The sequence below is a fragment of the Paenibacillus sp. FSL P2-0322 genome, from assembly GCF_037975315.1.
Classification (GTDB): Bacteria; Bacillota; Bacilli; order Paenibacillales; family Paenibacillaceae; genus Paenibacillus; species Paenibacillus polymyxa_B.
This window is the reverse complement of record NZ_CP150243.1, coordinates 1,688,566-1,706,370: the sequence shown is the minus strand read 5'-3', so window position 1 is coordinate 1,706,370 and position 17,805 is coordinate 1,688,566. Positions and strand designations below refer to the sequence as shown.

Sequence of the window (17,805 nt, the reverse complement as noted above, 5' to 3'; positions counted from 1 at the left end):
GAACGCAAAGAAAGTTATACAATTCGGCTTATATTCCATTAACATTTTTGTGTAGAATTGAACCAAGTAATTTATGAATCTTTAGTGATTCTTGAAATGAACAGCGTTTAAAAATATGATGAGAGCAAGAGAATAATTACTTATGGTCTGATTATGTCAAAATGACTCAAAATATTTGCCGACTGACCTGAACCGGCAACCGGAGGAAACCAAATGCAACGTCTAGTCGTAAAACTTGTAAATCTGGAGCAGCAGTTGTTCAAATGGATCAACGGACGCTTACACAACCGTTTTTTGAACTTCTGGCTTTATTATCTCACACATTTAGGTGGGGCTACCTTTACTATAGCCTCCACACTCCTTATTTGGTGGCTCGCTCCGAATCCGTGGAAAGATTCCGGTATGAAGGGAGCCATCGCTCTCGGGGTCAGTCACATCCCCGTAGCTATCGTTAAAAGGCTGTATCCGCGGATTCGCCCGTATTTGGCGCTACCAGGTACAAATACATTCCGCAACCCCTTGTCGGACCATTCTTTTCCCTCAGGGCACACGACCGCTATTTTTTCAGCTACCGTGCCTTTTATGCTACAGTCACCGATGCTAACACTGTTGCTGTTGCCTGTAGCGACAATTGTAGGTTTTTCTCGGATTTATCTGGGTCTCCACTACCCAACGGATGTACTCGCAGGAGCGGTCATCGGAACGTCTGCAGCAATAGGAACGGTTGCATTCTGGCCTTAAAGCCGATATGGTATGATTGAGAACATCCCAGCAGGAACAGGTGAAATGAGAGTGGCTAAAAAACGAGTGTTATTATTATCGGAAGGTTTCGGTGCCGGACATACTCAAGCTGCCTACGCGCTCTCAAGCAGTTTGCGGAAGCTTTCTCCGAATGTGCAGACAAGAGTGCTGGAGCTGGGGAGTTTTTTGAATCCAAGAATGGCCCCGCTTATTATTACAGCATACAAGAAGACTGTTGTATCGCAGCCTCGCCTAGTCGGATTGGTTTACCGTCATCAGTACAAAAAATCATTAAACCGTCTTACAACGCTCGCTTTGCACCGTCTGTTCTACACGCAGACCCGAAACATTCTCCGGCAGCTTCGTCCCGATTTGGTGGTATGTACTCACCCCATCCCAAGCGCGGTAATTTCACGTTTGAAGCGCTTAGGTTTACATGTTCCGCTTTGTACTGTCATTACAGACTACGATGCACATGGAACATGGATTAGTCCCGAGGTTGACCGGTACTTTGTATCTACGCCTGAAGTCATGCGTAAGCTGCGCGCGCGCGGAGTACCCGTCTCGAAAATCCAGGTGACCGGCATTCCCGTTCATCCAAATTTTTGGGAACATCCTGGGCACGATGAAATTAGAGAACAATTTGGACTTAAACCCATCCCGACCGTACTCGTTATGGGTGGCGGCTGGGGCCTTATGAATGACGAAGTCATACATCGTTCGCTTACTCAGTGGAGAGAAAACATTCAATTTATTTTTTGTTTGGGGCATAATGATAAAATTCGTCGTAAAATGCAATTGGATCCTAGGTTTAATCATCCAAATATTCATATCTTCGGATTTACACGGGAAATCGACAAATTAATGGAGGTATCGAATCTGCTCATCACCAAACCCGGCGGAATGACATGCACCGAGGGATTGGCCAAAGGGATTCCGATGCTGTTTCACAAACCTCTCCCTGGACAGGAGGAGGAAAATTGTCAATACTTTACGGCTCAAGGCTTCGGAGAACCGATTACTTCGCTGGATGTTGTCGTTAAATGGATGAACCGACTGCTACACGATTTTCCAGAAATCGTCCGCAAGCGACAGGAGCACGTCCATAATGTAGCGCGATATTATCCTCTTCAGAGCGCACAGAGTATTCTGGATATACTGGAACCGAACAGGGTGCTTTCCTAAAAGGAAGCACCCTGTCTTATTTTATCCGTTTGATCTGTTTTTATTTCCCATACTTTTCGAGACGTGTTTTTCCGTACTCTTCCAAAGCATCTTTGCCGATCAGCACCTCGACTCGATGAATATTCATACCTTTGCCCATGAACTTTTGTTCATATTCCGTCATGACATGCTCTTCGTTGATCCCCTCACGATGAAGGTTTAACGAAATATTCGTCATCTGCAAACCGCTATCGGCAAACGAATTCAGAGAAAACTCAAACAGTGTCTCCGAATCGGTCTTAAAATGAATTTGTCCTTTGCTGTTCAAAAGCTGACGGTACTTGTCCAAAAAACGCGGATGCGTCAAACGACGACGTGCATGCTTGGCTTTAGGCCAGGGATCACTAAAATTCAGATAAATGCGTTCAATCTCTCCTGGTTCAAAAACATTCTCGATCTGTTCAATGTTTGCCAGTGCCAATTTGATATTAGGCGGCGTATCAACCTCTGAATTACTCCAGGCCAGACGAGACTTTTCTGTTGCACGGCGAACCAGCTCATCATACATATCAAAGCCAATATAGTTAACCTCCGGATTCCGGAAGCTCATTTGGCTTATAAATTGCCCTTTACCCATACCGAATTCCACATGAATGGGACGATCATTACCAAAAACCTGCTGCCATTTCCCCTTATACTGTGCCGGCTCCAAGATGACTAGATCCTGCTGTTCTTCCAGACTTTCCCGTATTCCTTTTCTTCCGCGTAAACGCATGTTACTCCTCCATATACTCTGTTATCAAGGAAAAAGGAATTTCACCCCCGCTTGAAGATACGGAAATGAAATTCCTTTTTCAATATATTTGGATTGGGGTCCAACTAATTTAATTGTTCATAGTCTACCCCATCAGCAGGTGAAAAATCAATTGTCTTTTGGCAAGCCGCTCTGATTTTTTGACGTGCGGTCGTTCCAATCTGACGATCCTGCCCAAAACGGACACCAGTCAATGCCAACGCCTCATCAAAGGTTAACTCAACAGTAACTTTATCCATACGCGTCTTATCCTGCGCATTCATAAAAGATCACCTCACGGGTTATTTGTGATGGAACCGACGTGCACTTACCCTAAAACAGGCGATAGAAACAGCATAGCTGCCTCCCTGAAGAATAATCATTAGCAACGGATAACTTTTATCTTCAGGATCGAAAACAGTCCTTTTATTGTATGTCTGGTACCGCTTACAATATAACACATTGTGTAACCTTTTTCAATCCGCAACGCCATAAAATCCGCACATTTTATTGACTTGTTCGGTCAAATGATTCCCAATGAAGACTGATTTTTGTTACAATAGGGTGATCGTAAAAAAAGGAGTACACCCATGAAAACAGATTTATTGCCTGCTCCTCTCCTGTGGGGAGATAAACGGTTCCATACTTGGAATTACGAAATGCGTGAGCAATTTCAAAATAAAGTGTTCAAAGTCATGCTGGATGCGGGTTTTACCTGTCCGAATCGCGATGGTTCCATCGCTAAAGGGGGTTGCACCTTTTGTAGCGCACGCGGATCGGGTGATTTTGCTGGGCGTCGTCGTGATGATCTGGTCACCCAGTTCAATACGATTCGGGATCGGCAGCATCTAAAATGGCCAAACGCCAAATATATTGGCTATTTCCAAGCCTACACTAATACGTATGCTCCCGTTGAGGAACTGCGAGAATACTTTGAGGTTATTCTGGAGCAGCCAGGCGTTGTCGGTCTGTCCATCGCTACACGTCCTGATTGCCTGCCTGACGATGTAGTGGATTACCTTGCCGAGCTAAACGAACGCACGTACCTGTGGGTTGAAATGGGTCTGCAAACTGTCCATGAATCGACCTCAGAGCTGATTAACCGTGCTCATGATACTCAATGCTATCTGGATGCGGTGGAAAAGCTGCGCAAGCGGAATATCCGCGTGTGCGCCCACATTATTTATGGTCTGCCCCAAGAGACGCATGAAATGATGCTCGATACGGGACGTGCAGTAGCGGCTATGGATGTGCAGGGCATCAAAATCCACCTGCTGCATCTCATGCGCAAAACGCCCATGGTCAAGCAGTATGAAGCGGGATTGCTACGCTTTCTGGAAAAGGACGAATACGTTAAGCTGATAGTTGATACGCTGGAGATTTTACCTCCCGAAATGATCGTTCATCGGTTAACCGGAGATGCCCCACGCGATTTGCTAGTAGGACCCATGTGGTCGCTTAAAAAATGGGAAGTGCTTAATGCCATCGATCATGAACTGAAGTCACGTGAAACGTGGCAGGGAAAATACTGGAGGCAACCTTAAATGGGGTTCCTATCCGTCCTGAGCTACGCTCATCAATTGGTGGCTGCGCGGGTGCAGCCAGGTGATACTGCTATAGATGCCACCGTCGGCACAGGAGCAGATACGTTGTTTCTGGCAAAAGCTGCTGGCAAACGGGGCCGTGTCTATGGCTTCGACATCCAGCAAGAAGCACTGCATTGCGCCCGTCGTCGACTGGAAGAAAACGCTTCGCCTTCATTAGCAGAAGTATCGCTACTGCTACAAGGTCATGAGCAAATGCAGGAGGCCGTTCCGGACATGCTGCATGGCAAAGTCGCTGCGGTCATGTTTAACCTCGGCTACTTGCCTTCCGAAGGCGCCGATCCTACTGTCATCACCCATACAGACAGCACGCTCGTCGCACTTGATGCTGCCTTACAATTGCTGCGACCACGCGGCATTCTGACTGCCGTACTCTATCCAGGGCATGCTGGAGGCAGCGAAGAAGCAGAAGCCGTCCTTCAATGGGCTTCAGCTCTCCCGGTCTCCAGCAGTCAAAGCATTATTTATCGTCAATTACAACGAGCCGCTTCGCCTTACGTAGTGGCGGTTGAAAAGAAATAATGTCGGATTTTAAACTCAGGTTATGAGCGGCTTTTTTAGCCGCCTTACATATATCATTTTTCAAGCTCGTTTGGGCGCTATTCATCCCAGTTTATTGCCCCAGCGGCACGTTATTGATTTCCCTATTCTGTTAGGTCGCACTCATTACTCATTATGGAGGAGAGAAATTATGCTAAAGCCATACCCGCTGCAATTTCAACCTGAGTTCAAAGAGAGAGTTTGGGGAGGACGGGCCTTAGAGCAATTTGGTCTAACCCCACCAGAAGGACATATCGGGGAAGGATGGATGATTGCCGATCATCCAAACGGAACAACAACGGTCATCAATGGTGAGCTGGCAGGCAAAGGACTGGATGAAATCCGTGAGACCTACGGGCAGGATTGGCTCGGGGCCAAGGGTGTATCGGAAAAAGGCGGACGATTTCCACTTTTGATCAAACTACTGGATTGTAATGATGACTTATCCGTTCAGGTGCATCCGACAGATGATTACGCAGGACTTCCAGCCGGAGAATTAGGGAAAACTGAAATGTGGTACGTGCTTGATGCCAAGCCAGATGCCAAGATTATTTATGGTCTGACCGAAGGTGTAACTCGCGAGAGTCTGCGCACAGCTCTTGAAAGTGGGGACATCCTCGGCAGTTTGCGCCAGGTTCCAGTCGAAGCAGGCGATACGTTCTTCATTCCCGCCGGAACCGTACATGCACTGTGTGCAGGCGTTGTCGTTGCTGAAATCCAGCAAAATTCGGATACTACCTATCGCTTATATGACTACAATCGCCCCGGACTAGACGGCAAGCCTCGTGAGTTGCATATCGAGGATTCCCTCAATGTAACCTCCTACGAGGGTGCAGGTGCAACAACGATGAAAACGGACGGCTTACAGCCTGGAAAATGGCTCCAGCTGGCTGCCTGTGAGTATTTTGTTGTGGAAAAGGGTATCGTAGATGGAAGTTGGGCACTTTCTACAACGGAAGACAGCTTCACCATTCTCGTGATTTGTGAAGGCAGTGGGACCATAACATGGAACAATAATACCGAGTCTCTTTCCTGTAAAGCTGGAGATTGCTTCCTGTTGCCTGCTAACCTGAGCGGTTACACGCTGAATGACGGAATGACCGTACTTAGATCTTATCTTCCTTAAAGCTTAAAGGATGTGATGTCTAATTATGCGGGAATACACCTTCACTATCGCTGAAAATGACGGAACAGAGCTTTTTGCCTACCGCTGGCTGCCTGATCAGAATTTGCCCATTAAGGGGATTGTTCAAATTTCGCATGGTATGTGCGAGACATCCTATCGCTACATTCGACTGGCCGAAAAGCTTACTGGTTGCGGTTATGGTGTGTATGCCAACGATCATATCGGTCACGGGCGCACGGCTGGTGATCCTGATAAGCTGGGTATGCCGGGAGCTAATGCGTTTAATCGAATGGCAAACGGCATGCTGGAGCTAGGCGAAATTGCGGCTAAGGAATTCCCTGATCAGTCTCGTTTTTTGCTGGGTCACAGCATGGGGTCCTTTTTAACCCAGAAAATTATGTATGATGATAGGCAAACGTATCACGGGTTTATTTTATCGGGAACCAACGGACGACGTGGTCTCCTAAAGCTCGGAGAGCAAGTTGCTCTACTGCAAGCCAAGCTGCAAGGAATGGATCATCGCAGCATGCTGCTCAACGCTATGGTCTTTGGCGGCTTTAACCGCGCCTTTCGTCCAGTGCGTACGGCGTTTGACTGGCTGTCCCGTGATCCTGAGGAAGTAGATCAGTTCGTACATGACCCATTATGTGGAGCTATTTGCACGACAGGCTTTTTTCTGGATTTTTTCAGGCTATTGCAAGAAATCCACTGGCCTTCCTCGCTGAAACACATCAATCCCAAACTGCCAGTTTATATTTTTGCCGGGGATCGTGATCCAGTGGGTTTGTTCGGTAAAGGTGTGTTGTCACTAGTGGAAATGTATCGAAGCCTAGAGCTTCAGGACATGGAGTATCGCCTCTATCCTGACGGTCGCCATGAGATGCTGCATGAAACAAACCGCGACGAGGTGATGAGTGACATCGTAGACTGGCTCGACCGTCATGTTAACACAGGGGTGACCTCTGTTTCCGCATTGTCTGGAGCCTTCGAGGCACCTGAACAATCAAACTCGCCCAAGTCATCAGCCTTGTGAGGAAATAAGAAAAGAAACCTTTAAAACCACGATCAAAGTGGGATTGAAGGTTTCTTTTTAATTCCTTTATATTTCATTTGGGTATAGTTTTAAAAATCACCATGCATTTCGTTCTCTCAAGGAAGTAATATGAGCTGTATGATGTTTGCCATGCCAGGCATAGATGCCGATGTTTCGTTCCAGGCGGATCGTCCGGCCCGATTCAGGATGAATAAACGATCGATGTAGCTGATCTTCTCCCAACGATCGCAACACGGTCACCCACCGTTCATGCAGTCCTTCTAGCAATTGCAACGAAGGTTCCAGTGGAAGCTCCCTGGCGTCTGGTATTTCGGCCCAACGCCCCTCATCATATGGCTTGATCGTGGGTGTATCCTCCGTCAGTGCCAGCTTAAAACGGATATAGCTGTTCATATGGCTGTCTGCCACATGATGAACTACCTGCCGAATCGTCCAGCCCCCTTCGCGATAAGGCGTATTTAGCTGCTGCTCATTCAGTCCTTCGACCGCCTGACGTAGTTGTGCAGGCAATTCAGCAATATCGTGAATCCATGCGATAAGCTGTTCTTCTGTAATGGTATCTGGAACAACGAGTGATCCTATCGGATAGCGCAAGTCTTTGCCCAAAACAGTTCCCGCCCTTCTCTACATCTACTGCCTGTCATATCAGTTGCCTTATGTTATAACTATGCAGGAAAAAAAGCAGACTCGCAAGAGTCTGCTTTTGTCATACACGTAAAGAGAAGATCCACTTACCTTTATTTTATCCTTCCAGTAACAATGATTCCGGATCTTCCAGCAATTCTTTAACCGTTACCAGGAAACGAACCGCCTCACTACCATCAATAATCCGGTGATCGTAGGACAACGCGATATACATCATCGGACGATTTTCCATGCGTTCCTCGTCGATGGCAATCGGGCGAAGTTGGATTTTATGCATTCCCAAAATACCCACTTGCGGCGTATTGAGAATTGGCGTAGACAGCAGGGAACCGAAAATACCTCCATTGGTTATAGTAAAAGTTCCCCCTTGCAAGTCGGCCAGAGAAAGTGAATTGGAGCGAGCTTTGCCAGCCAAATCTGCAATGCTCTTCTCGATCTCAGCAAAGCCGAGACGATCAGCATCCCTTACAACTGGCACGACTAAACCTTCCTTGGCAGATACAGCAATCCCGATATCATAGTATTTTTTCAGTACGATATCATCGCCATTAATTTCTGCATTCACGGTAGGGAAGCGCTTGAGTGCACCAACCACTGCCTTTGTAAAGAAGGACATAAAGCCCAAACCTACATCATGTTTTTCCTTAAACTTATCTTTACGGCGTTTACGCACATCGAGAATGGCAGTCATATCCACTTCATTAAAAGTGGTGAGCATGGCAGCTGTTTGCTGTGCTTCAACAAGACGCTTAGCGATCGTCGCTCTGCGTCGAGACATCCGCTGGCGTTCCACAGGCTTGCTGTACTCCGTTTGTGCTGGAGACGGAGGCGCAGGCTTGCTAGTAGCGGGAGACGTAGGTACAGATGCTGCACGTGACACTTCAGCGCTGTTATGCGTTTTTACGTCCTCCTGGAAAACACGTCCGAGCGGGTCCTTTCCCTGTACCTGTTCAAGATCAATCCCGCGCTCACGCGCCAACTTCCGGGCGGATGGTGATGCCGTCTGGCCATTCCCGTCGCCATTCGATGAAATAGGCAATGCAGACTTTTCTTCTGCTTTAACGCCGCCTCCTACGGAAGACGGTGAAGTCGCTACGGACGGTGCTTCAGGCGCTTGAGTCGCTGCAACTTCTCCAGCACCGGTTGATTCCGCATCACCACTGCCGCTTCCGATCAAGCCAACAGCTTCACCGATGACCACAGTATCTCCCTCCTGACGAAGGATTTTCTGGACCACACCTGCTTCTTCCGCACTAATTTCCAGATTGACCTTATCGGTTTCCAGCTCCAGTAGAACATCTCCCTGTCCTACGGAATCCCCTTCCTTCACAAGCCATTTGGAGATTGTTCCTTCCGTGATGGATTCTCCCATTGCTGGCACTATAATATCGCTCACAGCCGCTACCTCCCAAGTGTAATATTGTTTTTGGAATCCTGCTTCAACGCCGATTGAATAATTCGCTGTTGTTCTAGGCTGTGTACTTGCTGATAACCGCTGGCCGGGCTTGAACGATCTGGTCTGCCTGCGTAACGAATTTCCGCTCCCTGTGGCACTACATTCCGCAGACGAGGTTCAATGTAACTCCAAGCCCCCATATTTTTAGGTTCTTCCTGAGCCCATACGAACTCCTTAACATGCGGGAAGCGGCCGAAAATATTCCGAATTTCCTCTTCCGGGAAAGGGTATAGCTGCTCCACACGAATAATATGCAGACGCTCTTCTGCCTCATTCTTATCCTTTTCCAATGCTTCTTCGAGATCAATGGCAATCTTGCCACTGCACAGTACAATGCGCTCTACACGATCCGGACGTGCCCCCAGACCAGGCTGTTCCAACACAGGACGGAACGCTCCTTCGCTGAATTCAGAAGCAGGCGAAGCGACACGATTATTACGAATCAGGCTCTTCGGCGACATCATCACAAGTGGACGGGCTTCCTCACTTTCGCTTAATGCAGCCTGACGGCGCAGCAGATGGAAATACTGAGAGGCACTGCTCAAATTAGCGACAGTCCAGTTATTTTGTGCGGACAACTGGAGAAAACGCTCCAGACGTGCGCTCGTGTGCTCTGGTCCTTGTCCTTCGCTACCATGCGGTAACAGCATCACCAGACTCGATTTCTGTCTCCATTTAGCACGGCCCGCAGAAATGAATTGGTCAAAAATAACCTGTGCACAGTTGGCAAAATCGCCGAATTGCGCTTCCCAAATCACTAACGTTTCAGGAGAATACACGTTATAGCCGTATTCAAAGCCGAGGACAGATGCCTCAGACAATGGACTGTTATGAATACTGAACGAAGCACGTGCTTCCGGCAAAGTATGCAACGGGCAATGTGTACGGCCTGTTTCAGGCTCATGCAGCACGAGGTTACGGTGAGCAAATGTAGCTCGCTCCGCATCCTGACCTGTCATACGAATAGGCTTGCCGTCTGCGAGAATGGTGGCCAAAGCCAGCGTCTCCGCCAAGCTCCAATCTACCTTTTCTCCCTCGTTCAGAGCGGTTTTTCTACGCTGTAAAATTCGATCCAGCTTCGGATATACATGAAAAGCCTGTGGCCATTTGAGCAAGTTTTCATTGATTTGGCGCAGCTTTTTCAATTCCACTGCAGTACGTACCATAGAACTCTGATTCTTTTTCGCCTTCACAGGAGTCATTTCCGGCTCTTGTTCCGGTTGATTCTTCACATGCTCATGCGCTTCCTTCAGTCTGGTTTGGACCTTTTCAATAAGGCCGGCACTAAACGCTTCATCCACAATTCCCTGCTTCATCAGTTTTTGAGCATACAATTTGCTCACCGTCGGATGATTCTTCACCTTACGATATACCAGTGGTTGTGTTGTTTCCGGGTCATCGGATTCATTGTGACCATAACGACGGTAACCAATCAGATCAATCAGAAAATCCTTCTTGAAACGATTGCGGTATTCGCCAGCCATACGAGCTGCTGCAATACAAGCTTCGGGATTATCCGCGTTCACATGCACAATTGGAATTTCATAGCCTTTAGCCAGATCACTGGCATAACGGGTCGAACGGGAATCGACACTTTCCGTTGTAAAACCCAGACGATTATTCACAATAATATGGACCGTGCCGCCATTACGGAAGCCACGCAAATTGGTGAAATTAAGTGATTCTGCCACGATACCTTCACCTGGGAAAGCCGCATCACCGTGCATAATAATTGTAGCTGCCTTGCTCACATCCAGCTTCGGATAACCAGCCTCACTGCGGTCTTCCTGTGCAGCTCGTGAAAATCCTTGTACCACTGGATTCACATATTCCAGGTGACTTGGGTTATTCGCCAATGTCAGACGGGCCTGCACCGCTCCCCCATCTTTTACAAAACGATCAGCACCCAGATGATATTTCACATCGCCAGTCCAGCCGTAGTTAATTCCTGTGGAACCTTCCGACGGGATCAAATCTTTATTCGGCGAATGATGAAATTCAGAGAAAATTTTACTGTAAGGCTTGCCCAGCACATGAGCCAGTACATTCAAACGGCCGCGATGCGCCATACCCATCAGGACATGACTTGCTCCTGCATTTGTGGTTAGACGAATAATCTCGTCGAGTACAGGGACAAGCACATCATTACCCTCAATCGAAAAACGTTTCTGTCCGACGAATGTTTTATGCAAAAACTCTTCGAACTGTTCTACTTCTACCAATCTGCCCAGCAACGACTTGCGTTCCTGTGTTGTGAGTGGCTTGGAGGACCAGCCGGATTCTGCATAGCTGTTCAGCCAGCGGCGTTCCTCCTCGTTATGAATATGACTAAATTCATAGGCAATCGGACCTGTGTATGCTACACGTAACCGTTGAATGGCTTCCCATCCGTTAAGTGTTCCCGCAGGAGCGTTATCCCATATTAAAGAGGCTGGAAAAGCCTTTAAGTCTTGTTCAGTTAAACCGTAAGATGCTGGATTAAGCAAGCGTGTATCCTGCTCTGCATCCAGTTCCAGCGGATCGATTTGGGCGGCTAAATGTCCGTATTCACGGATATTCCACACCATTTTCCCTGCTGTAACCGCTTTCTGCAATGTGTTCGAGTCAAGGTGCCCCAAAGCACTTGTGGGGGGGCCTTGCAATTTGTTGTCTATCATGGAAGCAGCCGAGTATTCGGATTGTGGCGGCTCACCCCATTGATCAAACAGCTCGCGGTAAGCCGGATCAACTGTTCCGGGGTCCGCTACATACTTTTCATACTGGTCCTGCACATAACCTAGATTAGGTCCGTAATACGCCTGCCAAGGTACCTGTCTGCTGCTCTCTTCCATTGTCATCTCGTTCCCTCCGTCAAATTTTGAAATTCATAGCTGGACGGAAATCATTTTCATTTTTTTATTAAGTCTTCAATTTAAGTTGTTCACAATATGCTCACATTATATGAAATCCTTCATCAAAAGTCGAATTTCACAATTCTTATTCCTCTTCCATTGTATAAAGTTTTCTAGCTATGAGCATTTCCTTTTTCTCAACATATCCATGCGTAAATGAGATGAATCGGGCTATTCTGTAATTCTCCCTCCCATTATAGACAATTACCGTATGGATTATTTCAGACAACATATCGGACAATTAAAAGAGGCCATTCCACAAAAAGAAGAAAAGCTTTGACTGGTATAAAAAAGTAATCACTACAAATGGCGAGGATTTAGCTTCATTAAGATTGAAGACTGACACCCATTTGTGAGTCAGACTCAAACACCTGGCAACTTAAATAACCAGCCGTCAGATATCAACCGACGGCTGGTTATTTAAGTTTATGTTGCTCCTCATACTACGCCAAACCATTTTGAAAACAACTTCCCAGTCCACCCCAATATGATTACGTTAACAGCAGAATTTAAAAGGTAGAGGGTCCGATACGATGCAAATTCAAACTTAAAGTGACATTAAAGTCACTTTTCTGTACAATATTCCTACTTTTCACTATTATTTTACTTAGGCATCTAAAAACCGCTTTGAAAGCGAAAGGGATGGAACTGTGACTGGATTAAAACAAGTACTCAGAAACAAGAATTATGTCAGGTTTTTTCTGGCAACCTTCGCCTCACAAATGGGAGGAATTATCGGGGTTACTGCATTCATGTTTTATTTGTTGAAACGGTTTACAAATCAGCCATACTATGCAACGCTTGCCGAGTTAATGTATTCGCTTCCGATGCTGGTAGTATTTCTCGTGGTTGGAGTGCTAGCAGATCGGATGGACCGACAAAAAATTGCTGTTAATTGTGACTGGATCAGCGCTTTTTTATCCTTATGTTTGCTTATTTTTATTTGGGTCGATTCGATTCCTTTGATATTTGCCCTCCTCTTCATCCGTAGTGCTGCCTCCAAATTTTTCTTCCCAGCCGAAAGTGCCATTATACAGGGGATATTAAACGAAGATGATTACACCATTGCCGCAGGCCTCAATCAAATGATGGGGAGTCTTTTCATGTTATTTGGAGGAACTCTAGGGGCCGTCGTTTACTGGCACTTTGGAATTACTGGAGCCATCCTAATTGATGCTGTTTCTTTTATTGTGTCTGCACTGCTTATTCGTTCCTGCAAAATTCCAAAGGAAGTACGCCTTCCGAACGGAGCACATCAATTCAAACAATTAAAATTCAAACTTGTCATGATCGATTTTAAACAGGGGTTTCTTTACATATTACGCAACAGACTATTGCTTTGGTTGGTTTCAGGCTTTTTTATGTTCGGTATTTTAAATGGTGGTTTTAGCGTTTTACCGATGTTTATTCTTAAATATAAGCTAGCTCCAGACAACTATGAGCAGTATATGGTATGGACAGGTATTATTTTTGGAGCTGGTGTGTTGCTTGGTACCCTAATCGCATCTCTCATCTCCGCCAAGCTAAAGCTACACCAAATGATTGCAGCGGGAGTTCTGGTAGCCGGAATGGGTATGTGCACACTTGGATTTGTTAACCACCTCTATGCTTTTCTGATTATCAATTTTGTCATTGCACTGATACTTCCGTTCATTAACATTGGTATAGGAGGATGGCTTCCTCGTATTGTAGATCCTCAAATGATGGGACGAGTGCAAGGTTTGATTAATCCGTTAATGATGCTGTCCCAGTCTCTTACATTAGGTTTCATTGCTTTAAGCTTCCCTTCATTTATTCCAATTGAGCTCTTGTTTTTATTAGTTGGGGTCTGTACCGTTATTGTAGGAATATACTACACTATTGTGCTTCCCCGTTATGCTGATTACAGCACTTCTTCCAAGACCCTTCAGGAATCTTTATAGGCAAATTAAAAAAGTCATACAGCAGACCATTCCGCCAGCGATTGTTGAATTGCCACTTCTGCCTCCGAATCCAGTGCAGAAGTGGCTTTATCCATATCTCCTCTCAAATGCTCGACAAGTACATACAATTATGGTAGATACAAAAGTTAAGAGGTCAAAAACAGAGATCATAGGAGCTAACCATGCAAAGCAAAAAAGTGCTTATACCCGTTGCATTACTTCTTTTAATACAGTTAAGTGTTCCTATGTGCTATACCTTTGCACAGGATAACCTTGTCATAGATCATGAAACGAAAGAGAGATTCAAAGAACATTATGGCTTGGATGAACCGGAATTTCCTTCATCAAAGCAGCAGCAAAACATATTATTGGGAGGTGATTTTGGATTTACTCCCTCTGGTGATGCTGTTGTGGTGGAATTGACCATATTGATTCGGTATCCGCTCATTTTTATCAGTCAACAACTGGTACATTCATTGAAATCATAATTTTTTTATACAAGTTCCATGATATAGAGCATAAAATTCATTTATTTCGTCGCAAGTTGTCTGCCACTTAGGGTCACTGCATCCTTCTTATTGAAAAGGTTTAATTCAATGGGTCCCCTACCATGTAGCCACAGCAGTTCATCGAATAAAAATGTCAGTCCATCCTTAGCGCGTAAGCGTTCGATGATCTCCGTGACAACTTGCATAACTTCCCCTTGTACACCCTCTGCCAGTTGCAATCCTCCGCTCTCTCCATCTAGGTAAAGATGTGTATGAAATGATTGCTCCACCTTCTTCACATGGCGCAAACACAGTATGCCATTTTCGAGGTAAAAGAAGTATTGATGGTCATAAAGAACCCCTTCGCATATCTCATACATATAAGGTAAATCATATGGCCCCTGAACCATGGATACCCGTTCCAATCCCATTACCCATTCTGTCATATATCCTCGCTCCATTCCTTTGTTCAAAGTTTCTTATTTGCCAATATACTTTCTTCTACAGGTAGTTTTTCAAACTAGGTGGTTGAACGATAATTAATTGCTAATTGTAAAACGTTTTGGTACGATAAGCATATTACTACGACGTTCACAAATAACATTTCAATAAACCAAATGCACATTACAGTGTTATTTTTGTTGTTTTCAAAATACATCGAACAGTGTTTATTGTCAATACTTTGATGTTGCTTTTTAACACTATAGAATGCATTTAGCTGGAGGAAAATATGATAAAGATTCATCTTTCCCGTATTATGGGCGAAAAACGAATAAATATTGCTGAGCTTTCCCGCATGACTGGATTACATAGAAACGGAATCACCAAACTTTACAACGAAGAAACAGACGGTGTGAAATTTGATACGCTAGATAAAATCTGTAAAGCTCTAGACTGCCATGTTCAAGATGTTATCGAGTATGTAGAGGATGATACAGACTAGATCCCTTCCGTTTATTTTCCCCTCCTCTCGCATTAATTGTTTTAGGATTATCAAAATAGTGACTGTTGCTAAATTTAAAGCATTTTGATACTATGAAGGCATTAAATTAGTTTACTTATAATCTTGTTAACTAGATTACTTATTTACAAATATATATCCCTAACCTACACTTGTCAACTAGTTTACTTGATTACTTTTGGAGGAATTGTTGTGATTAGATTTTCTCTTGATAAAATTATGAAAGACCGTGGACTAGAACAGAAAGATATTGTTTCTATTACGGGAATTAATAGGAACACGGTTAAAGCTTTGGCCTCCAACGCAAACGCCCGAATTGACTTTCCAACCTTGAATACACTTTGTAGAACCCTTGGCGTACTCCCTGGTGAACTGATCGAATACTTGCCAGAAGACGAAGAAGAGAGCCGTTAACTTGCTTACGGCTCTCAGTTCTTTATATAATATTTAAAATGCTTTTTTACCGATCTTCCCACTCAATTAGATTCGAACATCGTAATCCCTTCCTATCCGTGATTTCAAATAAACTCTTCCCATGTATGATAAATGTCAAATAAAGCATTAGGGTTACGTTTTCCCTTTAATACTGCAAACATTTTATTCGATGCAATCCTGCTCACATCCATTTCTTGTTCCTGAATCCAATAATAACTGGGCGATTAACGCTAATATAAGACCTTTGGTTTAAAAATAACTCCCCAATCCAACCCACTGTGATTAATTTTTTACAGTCTCTCCTACTCATTTCAGAGTATTCTTTCATGACAAAAGGTGGTTGCATTAATTTATAGTTCACTTATATATTTCCCTCCTTTCACTCCTTTTTTATCCTGTATAAACTTGTACAGTCGATACAGTATCACAACTCCTCTTAAACCCATAGAAAAGAAAAACCACACAGAATTATTCCATGTGGTTGGAGTGCAAACTCACTATTAAAGAATCATCTTAGACCGAATAATAAAATCGGAACATGTTTTTGCTCTCAATTAACATTATTATTTCCTATTACCTTGAAGATTCTTTACAGTTCCAGCAAGGGCCTGATAGTGATTAATAATTGAGTTATTTTGAGGATTAGAAGCAAAACTGTTAGAGATTTGATAAGGTTCTCTATTAAAATTACTAATTCCACCTATATTTTTAATAGAAGGACCATAATTTTGATCGTAATACCACTCACCGTCTAACGTATGGATAAAAAATTCTCCTAAGAAATAGCTTGATAACAGAACGTTTTCCTCCGTCGGTTCTGAACTTAGCAAAGCTTCGATGGTTTTTAATGAATTTTCATCTTTAAAGTTCAGATTATTTACCTCGACAAATTTCTGTAGCTTCTCAAACCATCCTTTATCTAAAAAGTTAGCAGGAGGAAGCGTATCTTTAGGCACATTCTCTTCAAACCATTTTAGAGCACACTGATCAATAATCTTTTCTAGGGTGATAAATATATCTCGTAATGACTCTTCATCCTCATAATAATGAAATTTCTCCATCTCTGATCCATCAATGAAAAAAAAACTATTAACTGATTCGGACTCAGTCATAAAAGTAATGCGTATTGCATTCTCTGTCCAATAACTTTTATCGATTTGGATTGTTTCCTTAAATCCATTGACTACTCTTGTAAAAAACCAAGTATTATTTAAATGCTCATAAGCAAAGTTTAAAGCAGCCAATTTCTTCCCGATGGTTTGTTTAATAATCTTTGATATTTTCATACAACATTCTCCTTAGAAAATCATTAGTACTTGTTGGACTAAGCTTCAAAAAAGAAACCACATGTAAGAGGTTTTTACATGTGGTTAATATAATTTTTGCAATTTTCGTTATATTATTTATAAAAAATCTTACTATTTTAAATATATTTCTCCCACGTCTGATAAATGTCGAATAGAGCATTAGGATTACGCTCACCGTCTAAAACCAGATACATTTCATTCGTTACGATCATGATCACATCCATATCTTTTTGCCTAGTCAAACCAGTGATAACAGGGCGATTTACGCTAATATAAGACTTTGGTTTAAAAATAATACCCCAGTCCAACCCACTATGATTACTTTTTACAACTTCCCCTAAATAAATTCCGATGTCTAGTGTAAAAGCTTTGGATTGGGTACTAACCTTTTTGTCATTAATATATTCTTTCATCCATTTAGAAGATTTTGAATACTCCTCTTTTAATTCTGATGTACTTTTATTCTGAATCTGTACATTTGCTAGATACCAATCCCAAATATCTATAAGCGAACGATCACTATAATCCAGATGTATCTGTGAAAATGCACCAAGTTGCTCTAAACGCGAAGGTATTTGTTGTTTAAACCAATCAAAATGTTCTTTCGCTTCTTTTTTATTCATTTCTGAGTATTCTTTCATCTCAAAAGGTGGTTGCATTAATTTATAGTCCATTTTA

At 43.9% G+C, this 17,805-nt stretch carries 18 protein-coding genes and 1 pseudogene; 11 read left to right on the top strand and 8 right to left on the bottom strand.

Annotated elements, in window-relative coordinates; translation table 11 throughout:
* Positions 1 to 213 precede the first annotated feature (213 nt).
* Positions 214 to 741, top strand: coding sequence for a phosphatase PAP2 family protein (locus MKY24_RS07500; protein WP_013309376.1), 528 nt, complete (start codon positions 214 to 216; stop codon positions 739 to 741).
* Between the two features lie 12 nt (positions 742 to 753).
* Positions 754 to 1,926 (top strand): UDP-N-acetylglucosamine--LPS N-acetylglucosamine transferase, encoded by a 1,173-nt coding sequence (locus tag MKY24_RS07495; RefSeq protein WP_025722413.1) that lies wholly within the window; start codon positions 754 to 756, stop codon positions 1,924 to 1,926.
* Positions 1,927 to 1,966: 40 nt separating this feature from the next.
* Here MKY24_RS07495 and trmB read toward each other — a convergent pair whose 3' ends face one another.
* Positions 1,967 to 2,680: a tRNA (guanosine(46)-N7)-methyltransferase TrmB gene (trmB, locus tag MKY24_RS07490; RefSeq protein ID WP_023987752.1), complete on the bottom strand. Its 714-nt coding sequence runs from the start codon at positions 2,678 to 2,680 to the stop codon at positions 1,967 to 1,969.
* A 104-nt stretch (positions 2,681 to 2,784) separates the two neighbouring features.
* Positions 2,785 to 2,982 carry a hypothetical protein gene (locus MKY24_RS07485; protein WP_013309373.1) on the bottom strand — a complete coding sequence of 66 codons (198 nt, stop codon included), beginning with the start codon at positions 2,980 to 2,982 and terminating at the stop codon, positions 2,785 to 2,787.
* 306 nt (positions 2,983 to 3,288) lie between these two features.
* Here MKY24_RS07485 and MKY24_RS07480 point away from each other — a divergent pair, with 306 nt between their 5' ends.
* The 4 genes from MKY24_RS07480 (at position 3,289) to MKY24_RS07465 (ending at position 7,001) form a co-directional block, all read left to right on the top strand.
* Entirely contained in the window at positions 3,289 to 4,242 is a 954-nt protein-coding gene (locus tag MKY24_RS07480; RefSeq protein ID WP_028542970.1) for a TIGR01212 family radical SAM protein, read from the top strand.
* Entirely contained in the window at positions 4,243 to 4,824 is a 582-nt protein-coding gene (locus tag MKY24_RS07475) for a class I SAM-dependent methyltransferase (RefSeq protein WP_339201682.1), read from the top strand.
* A gap of 169 nt (positions 4,825 to 4,993) precedes the next feature.
* Positions 4,994 to 5,968, top strand: a complete 975-nt coding sequence (locus MKY24_RS07470) for a type I phosphomannose isomerase catalytic subunit (RefSeq protein WP_023987749.1) — start codon at positions 4,994 to 4,996, stop codon at positions 5,966 to 5,968.
* Between the two features lie 25 nt (positions 5,969 to 5,993).
* On the top strand, positions 5,994 to 7,001 hold the full coding sequence (locus MKY24_RS07465) for an alpha/beta fold hydrolase (protein ID WP_023987748.1): 1,008 nt from the start codon (positions 5,994 to 5,996) through the stop codon (positions 6,999 to 7,001).
* A gap of 96 nt (positions 7,002 to 7,097) precedes the next feature.
* Here the strand turns inward: MKY24_RS07465 and MKY24_RS07460 are convergent, their stop codons facing one another.
* The 3 genes from MKY24_RS07460 to MKY24_RS07450 all read right to left on the bottom strand — a co-directional run bounded on the left by MKY24_RS07460 (position 7,098) and on the right by MKY24_RS07450 (position 11,960).
* Positions 7,098 to 7,628, bottom strand: a complete 531-nt coding sequence (locus MKY24_RS07460; protein ID WP_339201680.1) for a YfiT family bacillithiol transferase — start codon at positions 7,626 to 7,628, stop codon at positions 7,098 to 7,100.
* Between the two features lie 136 nt (positions 7,629 to 7,764).
* The gene (gene odhB / locus MKY24_RS07455; protein ID WP_071558987.1) at positions 7,765 to 9,063 is read right to left on the bottom strand and encodes a 2-oxoglutarate dehydrogenase complex dihydrolipoyllysine-residue succinyltransferase; all 1,299 of its coding nucleotides are present in this window, start codon (positions 9,061 to 9,063) and stop codon (positions 7,765 to 7,767) included.
* A gap of 5 nt (positions 9,064 to 9,068) precedes the next feature.
* Positions 9,069 to 11,960, bottom strand: a complete 2,892-nt coding sequence (locus tag MKY24_RS07450) for a 2-oxoglutarate dehydrogenase E1 component (RefSeq protein ID WP_075153957.1) — start codon at positions 11,958 to 11,960, stop codon at positions 9,069 to 9,071.
* A 247-nt stretch (positions 11,961 to 12,207) separates the two neighbouring features.
* On the opposite strand from MKY24_RS07450, the pseudogene MKY24_RS07445 reads away from it, so the two are divergent.
* From MKY24_RS07445 to MKY24_RS07435, 3 genes and pseudogenes are all read left to right on the top strand, one after another.
* Positions 12,208 to 12,370 (top strand): annotated as a pseudogene (locus tag MKY24_RS07445) (hypothetical protein); the annotation flags it as partial.
* A gap of 294 nt (positions 12,371 to 12,664) precedes the next feature.
* The gene (locus MKY24_RS07440; protein WP_339201677.1) at positions 12,665 to 13,936 is read left to right on the top strand and encodes an MFS transporter; all 1,272 of its coding nucleotides are present in this window, start codon (positions 12,665 to 12,667) and stop codon (positions 13,934 to 13,936) included.
* A 182-nt stretch (positions 13,937 to 14,118) separates the two neighbouring features.
* Positions 14,119 to 14,424: a hypothetical protein gene (locus tag MKY24_RS07435; protein ID WP_023987743.1), complete on the top strand. Its 306-nt coding sequence runs from the start codon at positions 14,119 to 14,121 to the stop codon at positions 14,422 to 14,424.
* A gap of 41 nt (positions 14,425 to 14,465) precedes the next feature.
* Here MKY24_RS07435 and MKY24_RS07430 read toward each other — a convergent pair whose 3' ends face one another.
* The gene (locus MKY24_RS07430; RefSeq protein WP_339201674.1) at positions 14,466 to 14,870 is read right to left on the bottom strand and encodes a hypothetical protein; all 405 of its coding nucleotides are present in this window, start codon (positions 14,868 to 14,870) and stop codon (positions 14,466 to 14,468) included.
* Between the two features lie 284 nt (positions 14,871 to 15,154).
* Between MKY24_RS07430 and MKY24_RS07425 the strand changes: the two genes are divergently transcribed.
* Positions 15,155 to 15,367, top strand: a complete 213-nt coding sequence (locus MKY24_RS07425; RefSeq protein WP_023987741.1) for a helix-turn-helix transcriptional regulator — start codon at positions 15,155 to 15,157, stop codon at positions 15,365 to 15,367.
* A gap of 237 nt (positions 15,368 to 15,604) precedes the next feature.
* On the top strand, positions 15,605 to 15,799 hold the full coding sequence (locus MKY24_RS07420; protein WP_256026504.1) for a helix-turn-helix transcriptional regulator: 195 nt from the start codon (positions 15,605 to 15,607) through the stop codon (positions 15,797 to 15,799).
* Positions 15,800 to 16,383: 584 nt separating this feature from the next.
* Here the strand turns inward: MKY24_RS07420 and MKY24_RS07415 are convergent.
* Both MKY24_RS07415 and MKY24_RS07410 read right to left on the bottom strand, forming a co-directional pair.
* Positions 16,384 to 17,106 carry a hypothetical protein gene (locus MKY24_RS07415; RefSeq protein ID WP_069080682.1) on the bottom strand — a complete coding sequence of 241 codons (723 nt, stop codon included), beginning with the start codon at positions 17,104 to 17,106 and terminating at the stop codon, positions 16,384 to 16,386.
* Between the two features lie 137 nt (positions 17,107 to 17,243).
* Complete coding sequence (locus tag MKY24_RS07410; protein WP_069080683.1) at positions 17,244 to 17,801, bottom strand: hypothetical protein; 558 nt, start codon at positions 17,799 to 17,801, stop codon at positions 17,244 to 17,246.
* Between the last annotated feature and the right edge of the window lie 4 nt (positions 17,802 to 17,805).

Excerpts from the sequence above, each read along its gene's own strand:
- MKY24_RS07475 (WP_339201682.1), top strand. The coding sequence starts at position 4,243 with ATGGGGTTCCTATCCGTCCTGAGCTACGCTCATCAATTGGTGGCTGCG.
- MKY24_RS07420 (WP_256026504.1), top strand. The coding sequence starts at position 15,605 with ATGAAAGACCGTGGACTAGAACAGAAAGATATTGTTTCTATTACGGGA.
- MKY24_RS07495 (WP_025722413.1), top strand. The coding sequence starts at position 754 with ATGATTGAGAACATCCCAGCAGGAACAGGTGAAATGAGAGTGGCTAAA.
- MKY24_RS07430 (WP_339201674.1), bottom strand. The coding sequence starts at position 14,870 with ATGACAGAATGGGTAATGGGATTGGAACGGGTATCCATGGTTCAGGGG.
- MKY24_RS07470 (WP_023987749.1), top strand. The coding sequence starts at position 4,994 with ATGCTAAAGCCATACCCGCTGCAATTTCAACCTGAGTTCAAAGAGAGA.
- MKY24_RS07465 (WP_023987748.1), top strand. The coding sequence starts at position 5,994 with ATGCGGGAATACACCTTCACTATCGCTGAAAATGACGGAACAGAGCTT.
- MKY24_RS07485 (WP_013309373.1), bottom strand. The coding sequence starts at position 2,982 with ATGAATGCGCAGGATAAGACGCGTATGGATAAAGTTACTGTTGAGTTA.
- MKY24_RS07435 (WP_023987743.1), top strand. The coding sequence starts at position 14,119 with ATGCAAAGCAAAAAAGTGCTTATACCCGTTGCATTACTTCTTTTAATA.
- MKY24_RS07480 (WP_028542970.1), top strand. The coding sequence starts at position 3,289 with ATGAAAACAGATTTATTGCCTGCTCCTCTCCTGTGGGGAGATAAACGG.
- MKY24_RS07415 (WP_069080682.1), bottom strand. The coding sequence starts at position 17,106 with ATGAAAATATCAAAGATTATTAAACAAACCATCGGGAAGAAATTGGCT.
- MKY24_RS07425 (WP_023987741.1), top strand. The coding sequence starts at position 15,155 with ATGATAAAGATTCATCTTTCCCGTATTATGGGCGAAAAACGAATAAAT.
- trmB (WP_023987752.1), bottom strand. The coding sequence starts at position 2,680 with ATGCGTTTACGCGGAAGAAAAGGAATACGGGAAAGTCTGGAAGAACAG.
- MKY24_RS07450 (WP_075153957.1), bottom strand. The coding sequence starts at position 11,960 with ATGACAATGGAAGAGAGCAGCAGACAGGTACCTTGGCAGGCGTATTAC.
- MKY24_RS07500 (WP_013309376.1), top strand. The coding sequence starts at position 214 with ATGCAACGTCTAGTCGTAAAACTTGTAAATCTGGAGCAGCAGTTGTTC.
- MKY24_RS07410 (WP_069080683.1), bottom strand. The coding sequence starts at position 17,801 with ATGGACTATAAATTAATGCAACCACCTTTTGAGATGAAAGAATACTCA.